This window comes from Kitasatospora sp. NPDC002227 (assembly GCF_040296285.1).
In the GTDB taxonomy this organism is placed as follows: Bacteria; Actinomycetota; Actinomycetes; order Streptomycetales; family Streptomycetaceae; genus Kitasatospora.
In genome coordinates, this window is record NZ_JBEOWY010000027.1 from 61631 (window position 1) to 70552 (window position 8922).

General features: G+C 74.3%; 8 protein-coding genes, 2 tRNA genes and 2 pseudogenes. 5 read left to right on the plus strand and 7 right to left on the minus strand.

Annotated features, from left to right (window positions below):
- Window positions 1-3 precede the first annotated feature (3 nt).
- Both ABT095_RS23215 and ABT095_RS23220 read left to right on the plus strand, forming a co-directional pair.
- Window positions 4-483, plus strand: coding sequence for a nuclear transport factor 2 family protein (locus ABT095_RS23215; protein ID WP_350531387.1), 480 nt, complete (start codon window positions 4-6; stop codon window positions 481-483).
- Between the two features lie 223 nt (window positions 484-706).
- Window positions 707-1510 (plus strand): TrmH family RNA methyltransferase, encoded by an 804-nt coding sequence (locus ABT095_RS23220; RefSeq protein ID WP_502884969.1) that lies wholly within the window; start codon window positions 707-709, stop codon window positions 1508-1510.
- Between the two features lie 20 nt (window positions 1511-1530).
- On the opposite strand, the gene ABT095_RS23225 is transcribed toward ABT095_RS23220, so the two are convergent.
- The gene (locus tag ABT095_RS23225) at window positions 1531-2868 is read right to left on the minus strand and encodes a serine/threonine-protein kinase (RefSeq protein WP_350531389.1); all 1338 of its coding nucleotides are present in this window, start codon (window positions 2866-2868) and stop codon (window positions 1531-1533) included.
- 160 nt (window positions 2869-3028) lie between these two features.
- Here ABT095_RS23225 and ABT095_RS23230 point away from each other — a divergent pair.
- Window positions 3029-3391 (plus strand): annotated as a pseudogene (locus ABT095_RS23230) (GNAT family N-acetyltransferase); the annotation flags it as partial.
- Window positions 3392-3451: 60 nt separating this feature from the next.
- Complete coding sequence (locus ABT095_RS23235; protein WP_350531423.1) at window positions 3452-3910, plus strand: GNAT family N-acetyltransferase; 459 nt, start codon at window positions 3452-3454, stop codon at window positions 3908-3910.
- On the opposite strand, the gene ABT095_RS23240 is transcribed toward ABT095_RS23235, so the two are convergent.
- From ABT095_RS23240 to ABT095_RS23255, 4 genes and pseudogenes are all read right to left on the minus strand, one after another.
- Complete coding sequence (locus tag ABT095_RS23240) at window positions 3907-4656, minus strand: ATP-grasp domain-containing protein (RefSeq protein WP_350531424.1); 750 nt, start codon at window positions 4654-4656, stop codon at window positions 3907-3909. The genes ABT095_RS23235 and ABT095_RS23240 overlap by 4 nt on opposite strands.
- A gap of 106 nt (window positions 4657-4762) precedes the next feature.
- The gene (locus ABT095_RS23245) at window positions 4763-4984 is read right to left on the minus strand and encodes an e9imm peptide (protein ID WP_350531390.1); all 222 of its coding nucleotides are present in this window, start codon (window positions 4982-4984) and stop codon (window positions 4763-4765) included.
- 30 nt (window positions 4985-5014) lie between these two features.
- Window positions 5015-5827, minus strand: a complete 813-nt coding sequence (locus ABT095_RS23250; RefSeq protein ID WP_350531391.1) for a hypothetical protein — start codon at window positions 5825-5827, stop codon at window positions 5015-5017.
- 760 nt (window positions 5828-6587) lie between these two features.
- A pseudogene (locus ABT095_RS23255) lies at window positions 6588-7865 on the minus strand (serine/threonine-protein kinase); the annotation flags it as partial.
- 428 nt (window positions 7866-8293) lie between these two features.
- Between ABT095_RS23255 and ABT095_RS23260 the strand changes: the two are divergent.
- Complete coding sequence (locus tag ABT095_RS23260; RefSeq protein WP_350531392.1) at window positions 8294-8485, plus strand: hypothetical protein; 192 nt, start codon at window positions 8294-8296, stop codon at window positions 8483-8485.
- A gap of 232 nt (window positions 8486-8717) precedes the next feature.
- On the opposite strand, the gene ABT095_RS23265 is transcribed toward ABT095_RS23260, so the two are convergent.
- Window positions 8718-8792 (minus strand) — tRNA-Val (locus tag ABT095_RS23265).
- A gap of 32 nt (window positions 8793-8824) precedes the next feature.
- Window positions 8825-8896, minus strand: a tRNA-Val gene (locus ABT095_RS23270).
- Window positions 8897-8922 lie beyond the last annotated feature (26 nt).

Here is an 8922-nt window from a genome sequence, read left to right on the forward strand (position 1 = left end):
CCCGTGCCAGGCTTCGACGAGCACGAGCGCAGGGCGTTCGTGGAGCGCTGGGTCGCCATGTGGGAGTCGCCCACGGCCCCCGGCGACGCCATGGCGTACTACACCGAGGACGCCGTCATCGAGGACAAGGCCTTCGGCCACACCTACCGGGGCCACGCGGAGCTGCAGGAGTACTTCAGCCGGGCCGGGGAGCTCTTCGCCGACATCCGCTCCGTCTGTACCGGCGTGCAGCTCGGCCCCTCCCACGCGGTGGCCCACGTCCGGTACGGCGCCACGATCCGGCAGCCGTTCCTCTGCCTCCCGGAGTCGGCCCGGGGCAAGCGGTTCTCGCTCGACCTGATGGCCCTGCTCGAATTCGCCGAGGACGGCCGGATCGCCCGGGGTGTGGACGCCTACGACCGCGCCTGCGTCCTCCAGCAGCTCGGCCTCCTCCCCGACACCGCCCTCCAACCGGCTGACTCGGCCACCCCCTTCACCACCTAGGATCTGTCCGGCCGATCCCGCCGGGCGGGCGCCGCCGGGGCACGCGCCCTCCTGCCCGGCATCGGGCAGGAGGGGCCCTTCGACGGCTTCTCCTCAGTCGCCGATGCTCCGCATGGACTTGCCCCCAGCCTTCGGCCGGGAGGTGCCCCCGCGTCGGCGCCGCCCGCGCGGCACCCAACGACGCCCGCTGTCCGACGCGATCGGCCGGACAGACCCTAGGATCATGGGTGTGTCCGAACCGCGTACCGTCACCGATCCCACCGACCCCCGCCTGGCCGACTACACCGGCCTGACCGACGTCGAGCTGCGGCGCCGCCGTGAGCCCGCCGAGGGGCTGTTCATCGCCGAGGGGGAGAAGGTGATCCGGCGGGCGGTCGAGTCCGGGTACCGGATGCGGTCGATGCTCCTGACGCCCAAGTGGCTGGAGGTCATGGGCGACGTCATCGCCGAGGCCGACGCACCCGTCCACGTGGTCGACCCGGCGCTCGCCGAGGCCGTCACCGGCTACCACGTGCACCGGGGAGCGTTGGCCTCGATGGAGCGCAAGCCGCTCCCGACGGCGGCCGAGGTGCTCGCCGGCGCCCGGCGGGTCGCGGTCCTGGAAGGCCTGGTCGACCACACCAACCTCGGAGCGATCTTCCGCAGCGCCGCCGCCCTCGGCATGGACGCCGTACTGCTCTCCCCCGACTGCGCCGACCCGCTCTACCGACGGGCCGTCAAGGTCTCGATGGGCGCCGTCTTCGCCGTCCCCTACGCCCGCCTCGACCCCTGGCCCGCCTCCCTGGCCGCCGTCCAGGAGGCCGGCTTCTCCCTGCTGGCCCTCACCCCGGCCGAGGGCGCCGTCGACCTCGCCACCGTCGCCACCCAGGACAAGGCCGCCCTCATGCTCGGCGCCGAGGGCGACGGCCTGACCGCCAAGGCCATGGCCGCCGCCGACCACCTGGTCCGCATCCCGATGGCCCACGGCATCGACTCCCTCAACGTCGGCGCGGCAGCGGCCGTCGCCTTCTACAGCGTCCGGGCGTAGCGCCGCTCACGCGTCCGAGGTCAGCTGCCCCGTACCGGGCGCAGGTCCACGGCCATGGTGTCCTCGTACCGGGGGTGGACGGTGCAGTAGGCGAAGCGGCCGGCGCCCGAGAGCCAGTCGGCCTGGGTCGGGCCGAGTACGGTTCGGGCGAAGTCGGGCGAGGGGAGGGTGGCGGTGGCGTCCGTGGCCGCCGTCTCGCAGTCGTTGCTCAGGATCGCGAGGGCGGTGTGCCACTTCGCCGCGAAGGTCGGATCGGTGAGGGTGAGCACCTTGACGACCTGCGCCTGGTGCGGGCGGGCACAGTCCAACCGCGTCCAGCCGAGGCCCGCGTCCAGGTTCGTGTCGAGTGCGGTGGCGGGCTTGGTGTAGGAGAGGCAGTCGCCGGGGTGCAGCTGCGCCGGCACCGGGGAGGCGGTCGGGTGGTTCGGCTCCCACCCGGGAGTGACGGCGCCGGTGGTGTACGGCACGTCGAAGGCCTTCACGGCGGCCAGGGAGAGGACGAGCGCGGCCGCACCGGCCAGCACGCCCCGGCGCACCCGCTGCTTCGGAGTCAGGGGTTGCCACAGCCTGCGGCTCTTGGGTATCTGCTGCACCGTCTTCGGCGCCTTCCGGCCGCCGTGGCGCTCGGCCAGCTGGCGCAGCCGGTCGGCGACCGCCGCGGCCCCGGCCGGGCGCTGCGCCGGGTCGGCCTGGAGCAGAGCGCCGATCAGCTGCTCCAACTCCTTGGGCACGTCCGGCCGCAGCTGACGCAGCTGCAGCCCGTCGGTCGGCGGGCACCCGACGAGCAGGGCGTGCAGGGTGCCGCCCAGGGCGTACAGGTCGGCGCGGGCGTCGACGCCGAGGCCGCGGTACTGCTCGGGCGCCATGTAGCCGCGGGTTCCGGCGGCGACGGTGAACTCGCCGCTGCCCGACTCCTCCACGGCCTGCGGGCGCTCGTGGACGAGGCCGAAGTCCAGCAGTTTGACGGCGCCGTCCTCGGTGAGGAAGAGATTGCTCGGCTTGACGTCCCGGTGCACCAGCCCGGCGGCGTGTGCCACCGCCAAGGCCTCCGCGACCCGGGAGCCCACCTCGGCCGCCCAGCCCACCGTGACCGCGCTGTCGCCCGGGCGGGCCTCCAGCGAACGGCCGGTCAGCAACTCCATGACCAGGTACGGCAGGCCGTCGACCTCGCCGAAGTCGTGCACCACCACGATCCCCGGGTGCTGCAGCCCCGCCACGGCCCGCGCCTCGCGCAGGAAGCGCTCCCTGGAGCCGGCGTCGGTCCGGTGCAGCAGCTTCACCGCCACCCGCCGCCCGAGCAGCTGGTCCTCGGCCGCCCAGACCTCACCCATTCCGCCGGCGCCCATCGGACGGTCCATCAAGTACCGTCCTGCCACGACCGTGCCGCTCTGCACCGCGTCCGCCTTCCGCTCCTGTGATCACCGGGAAGCGGCCAGCATAGGGCCATCCCCGGCCGGCCCCGGGCAGTTGATCCGTTAATCCGTTGACCGGTGGGGGTGCGGCCGGTTGGCTGCTCCGATGAGCGAGCTCCGGATCGAACGCGTCGTCACCCTGCAACAGGCCAGGGACTGGCAACTCGTCCACAACACGATCATCCCGACCCATCTGCTGTCGGTCCTGCAGGTCCACGAGCGGGCCAAGGTCAACCGGCTCTTCACCGCCCACCTCGGCGACACCCTGGTCGGCTGCTCCACCGTCCGTCCGCCGGACGAGGACACCACCCGGGCGACCGTGATCGCCCGGATCCTCCCCGCCCACCGCCGCCAGGGCCTCGGCACCAGGCTCCACCGCCACGGCCTCGACCAGGCCCCCTTCCTCGGCGGGGACGGCATCGAGACCTGCGTGCTGGCCAGCAACGAGGAGGGCATCGCCTTCGCCCTCGCGGCCGGGTACGTGGAGACCGAGCGCTACCTGCTGCCCGGCGACACCGTGCCGTACGTCGTGCTCGCCCTCCCGCAGCTCCTCCGGCCGGCCCGGCCGGAGGAGGCGGGGGAGCTGAGCGCGCTGGCCCTGCGGTCCAAGGCGCACCGGGGCTACGACGAGACCTTCCTGGCGGCCTGCCGCGAGGAACTGACCCTACGCCCGGAGGACACCTCCCGCACGGTGGTCGCCGAACAGGACGGCCGCGTCGTCGGCTTCGTCACCCTGGCCGGCGAGCCTCCGGTCGGGGAGCTGGCCATGCTCTTCGTCGACCCGCCCGCGATCGGCCGGGGCATCGGCAGCCTGCTGCACGCCCGCGCGACGGCCACGGCCACGCTCGAGGGCTTCACCCGGCTCACCGTCACGGCCGACCCGCACGCCGAGGCCTTCTACCTCGCCCGCGGCGCCCGCCGCACCGGCTCCGAACCCTCCGGCTCGATCCCCGGCCGCGAGCTCCCGCTGCTGACGATCGACCTCTAGCGCGTGCCCGGCAAGACCGGCCGGCTCCAGGCCCGCACGAACGGCAGGTCGCCCGGCCGGACCCGCTCGCGCGGCCCGGCCGCGCGCAGCACCACGTCCAGGACCCGCGCCGGGTCGGCGGCGTAGGCGTGCGAGAACCAGGCCATGTTCGCCTCCACCACGGCCCAGCGGTGGCCCGGGCGGTACGGGTCGAGGAGTTGGCCGACGTCCACGACCACGGCGCTCGGCAGGGCGGGGCCGGACGCCACCAGTTCCCTGACGAACTCGGCGATCTCCGGCCCCTCCGCGGTCAGCGGGCGGGGGTCGAGCCGGCCGAACACCGCGTACCGGCTCGCCGCGGCGATCTCGCCGTCCAGCAGGAAGAGCCGGTACTCGGCCGCGAAGGTCACCACCTCGGAGAGCAGCACGGGCGTCGCCGGATCCAGCCCGGCGGGCAGCCGGGAGCCGTCGGTGTAGACGTCCGCCGGGAACGACTTGTCCCGCGGCGGCTTGACGAAGGCCGGCCGGTCGAGCGCCCACGCATCCGCCACCGTCCCCGCCCTGACCTCCCGCCCGGTGAACTCCACCGGCAACTCGGCCAGCCACCCGTCCGCCGGCTCCAACAGCCCGACCCCGAGCCGCCCCGCCACCCGCGCCCCGGCCACCGGCCCGCCGTACCAGTACGCCGGCCCCGCCACCTCCCCGAGCTCCTCCGCCGCCGCGACCGCCATCCCCCGCCCTGCCGCCTCGACCGCCAGCAGCTCCATCGTCGACGTCCGCCGCCCGGGCATGACCAGCACCGCAACCCCCTCCTCGTGCACAGACCCGCCACGCTAGACCGGCCGCGCGGCCGACCGCACGCGAGTATCCGGTTCACAGGGCGAAGGGGCGGTACTCCAGCGCTCGGCCGACCGCCTCGGCGGCGGCCGGCTCCGGCCCGTCGGGCCAGAAGACCAAGTCGATGAGACGGCCGGGCGGACACCCGAGGGCACCGGCCACGGTCTCCAACAGGCGCTCGGCCTCCGCCTCGTCGGCGTAGTCGCCGTCCATGATCCGCTGCACCAGAGCCACCGCGGCCTCACGCGTCCTCTTCACCACGACCACCCTCTCGCCGGACGCCGTCCGTCAGGCGGCCTGGGGGAAGTCCTTGCGCTTGATCTTGGCGCGGCGGCCGTCCGGGTGGTGGAAGACGATGCCCTCGGCGAGGGCGCCGGGGGTGTAGCGGCTCTCCAGGGCGGCCAGGTAGTCGCGCAGGCCGGTGTAGGTGCGGGGCACGTCCTGGAAGAAGGGGACTTGGAGGTTGAACGGGACGCAGTGGTGCTCGGCCACGGCGAGGGGGTTGCCCTGGATGCGGGGGCCGAGGGCCTCGCAGGAGTGCTCGCCGTCGGGCCAGGCGGTGGTGTCGGTGTTGCGGGCGGCGGCCAGGATCCACTTGTCCTCGGCGGCCTGCTCGTCGGTGTCGACGTACCAGCCGTCCCGGATGCCCTGCTGCTTCTGCGCCTTGGTCGGGTTGCGGCGCTTCTCCACCCGGACGAGCAGGCCGGCCCGGACGGTGAGGCGGACGTTGGTGCCGTCCAGCTTCTCGGTCGGCACGCCCTCCCCCTCGAAGACCCACGCACATTCGGCGCGCGGCCGGTCCACGACGCGGAAGGCGTCGTCCCGGTCGAACAGGGTCGGGATCTTCTCCATGACGTTCAGGCCCTTTCTGACGTGCCCGAGCAGTTCCTCGTGGGTGATCGCCCCGGCGGCCAAGCCCCCCGCAAGAGCCCGGACCAGGTCGGCGACCGAGACCTCCGCCTCGACCGCCACGTGCTTGAGTGCCTTCTTCTCCTCCGGCGAGACCCAGGCCACCAGCCGTGACCACCCCTCGGGGGGAGTCCACCGCGCCAACTGCTCGGGGTTCTTCCGGGGCCGGCCCCGCTTCTTGGCCTCGTCCATGGGGAGGAATCTATGAACCGCCGTCAGTTGTGTCAATTGGCATAACAGAAAATGGCAAGGCGGAGGGAGGCCGGAACCCGATCGTCGGCCGGCGGCTTCGGGGCTGCGGGGCTTCGGGGCTGCGGTACGAGCCGGGAAGAGTGCGGCTGCGGCGGGAACCCACGCCTCGGGGGCCGTCTCCACCGGCCGTAGCCGTGGCGGAGGCGGCTCAGCCGGTGGAGACGGCGGCGCCCGGCCAGGATTCGTCGAAGGTGCCGTCGGTGCGGATGACGTACCGGGTGGAGGCGCCGGTGCCGGTCTGGGGGACGCGTTCGTCGCGGACCAGGGCACCGGCGTCGAGGCGCCAGGTGGCCACTGCGGTGGCGTCGGCGGCGGAGGCGCGGGAGGCGAGGAGGGTGGGGGAGTCGGTGGTGAGGCCGAAGAGCTCGACCAGGTCGACCGGGACGGCGCCCTCGGAACGGCGCAGCACCACGACGACGGCGGCCGCGTCGCGGTAGCGGGCGGGCAGCACCGAGCTGAGGGCGATCTGGGCGCCGTCGGCGGTCGAGTGACCGTCCTTCAGGTGGATGGCCGGGCCGCCGGCCGGGTCGGGGTAGCTGCGGTTGCCCCAGTCGACGGTGGGGACGGGCCCGGCGGCGGGGCCGAGGGCGGAGTCGCCGGTGCCGTGGGCGACGGCGGCCAGCGGGGGAGCGGGGGAGGTCTGGGCGCCGTCGGCCGAGAGGCCGCCCGGTGCCGAGGGCGCGGCCGTCACGGAGGGTCGGCCGGGCGCGGGGGCGAGACCCTGCTTGCTGCGGTTCTCGCACCCCTGCGCGGCGGCGATCGCCAGTGCCACGCCGAGGGTGACGGTCACGAAGACCACCGCACGCTGGCGCAGCAGGCGCTGCCGGGAGGGCCGCCCGGGGCGGCCGGGGACGGGCGTGTGCTGGCGGTCGCGCGGACCGGGCAGGCCGCCGGTCCGCTCCCGCTGACCGGCCCGTCCGTCCGGGCGGGCGGGCGTGCGGTGGCCGGTCTCGGGCCGGGTGCCCGGCCGCTCGTGCGGCGCACCAGGAGCCTCGGCCCAGGGCATCGGAGCCGTGGCCGGCTGCCCGTGCGGCCGGCGCGGCCCGGCCGCGGGCGCACCGCCCGGCCGCCCGGCGCCGATCACCGGCTCCCCGGGCCCGGTGACCCGGGCCGGAGGCGGCGGCTGGACGGCCGGGCCCCGGCCGCGACCGGCCGCGGCGCCCCGCGCGGCCAGCTCGCTGAGCCGCTCGTGCAGCGCGGCCGCCCCGGGCCGCTCGCCCGGCTCCTTGGCCAGGCAGGCCCGCACCAGCGGCGCGAGCGGGGTGGGTACGGCGGAGAGGTCCGGCTCCTCGTGCACCACGCGGTAGAGCATCACCTCGGAGGAGGCCCCCGAGCCGAACGGGGTGTCCCCGGTGACGGCGTAGGCGAGCGTGGCGCCGAAGGCGAAGACGTCGGTGGCCGGTGTCACGGCGACGCCCCGGACCTGCTCGGGGGCCAGGAAGCCGGGGGAGCCGACGGCGGTGCCGACGTGGGTGAGCGTGCTGGCTCCGCGCGACCAGGCGATGCCGAAGTCGATGATCCGGGGGCCCTTGGGGGAGAGCAGGATGTTGGAGGGCTTGAGGTCGCGGTGCACCACCCCGGCCTCGTGCACCTTCACCAGCCCGTCGGCCAGCGCCGCGCCGATCCGGGCCGCCTCGGGCCAGGGCAGCGGGCCTTCGTCGCCGACCCGCTTGTAGAGCGAAGGGCCGGGCACGTACGCGGTGGCCAGCCAGGGGCGGTCGGTCTCGATGTCGGAGCCGACCACGCGGGCGGTGCAGCCGCCCCGGATCCGGGAGGCGGCGGCGATCTCGCGGGCGAAGCGGGTGCGGAACTCGGCGTCCTCGGCCAGCTCGGCCCGGATCAGCTTGAGCGCGACGCGCTGCCCCCGGCGGTCGGAGCCGAGGTAGACCACGCCCATCCCGCCGGCGCCCAGGCGCCGGTGCAGCCGGTAGGGGCCGACGATGCGGGGGTCCTCACGCCGCAGCCGCATCATCGCCATGGTCCGCTTCCCGTCATTCGGTGGCCCGTCATCCTGGGGGGTGATACCCCGTCGGGTGGGGCGTCGTCAGATTCCCGCTCCGGCACAGCTTACGGACTGCGGGTTGCGGTGTGCTGATACGCAACACCCGCACCGGCGGTCCGATGGCCGCCCGCACCGGACGATCACATTCCCGACACCCGAACGCTACCTGTGACCAGGGGCGGAGCACCCCCTCGGGGTCGGTCTCAGGGTTCCCTCGGGGATGCGCGCGAATCCGCCTCCCCCGGAGGTAGTACGCCGGGCCCGGTCCCGTCATCCCAGGGGATGCCCGCAGGACGGTACGCGGGCATGACGTGCGGGGCCGATCGGGCCAATAGCGTTGTGAACAACGGAGAACACCGAGGCCGAGCGACGGCCGCAGGGATCAGGACGGGCAGGAGAAGACCATGGCCACGCAGCTCACCGAGGCAGTCCGGCGCCGGAGCACCCGCCGCCCCTCGGCGGCCGAGGGCCCGCGCCACCCCGCCGTGGCGCTGGCGATGGCACTGCCCTGCGCGGCCCTGCTGGTGGTGCTCTTCGGCGGTTGGGACCACTTGGCCGCCCAGGCCGACGCGGTGGCCACTCTGATCGGGCGCTGACCCTTGGGGAAGGGAAGGCGTCGGCCGAGCGCGGCCGCACACCTGGCTGGATGACGCGGACGGGCGTCACGGGTGCGCGGCGGGCCTCGGCAGGCAGCGGGTGTCGGGTGCGGAGTCCGGTGAGGGACGACGCACCCGGCACCCGCAGACGTCGTACCTGCGCAGACGCTGACGGAAGCAGCTGCGCAGACGCCGAGGGCCGTGATCCGGAGTGAATCACGGCCCTCGGCTGTGGTGCGCGATACTGGGATTGAACCAGTGACCCCTACCGTGTCAAGGTAGTGCTCTCCCGCTGAGCTAATCGCGCGGGTGGTACTGCAACCGACTCGTCAAGTCGAGTGCGCGATACTGGGATTGAACCAGTGACCCCTACCGTGTCAAGGTAGTGCTCTCCCGCTGAGCTAATCGCGCGGGTGGTACTGCAACCGACTCGTCGT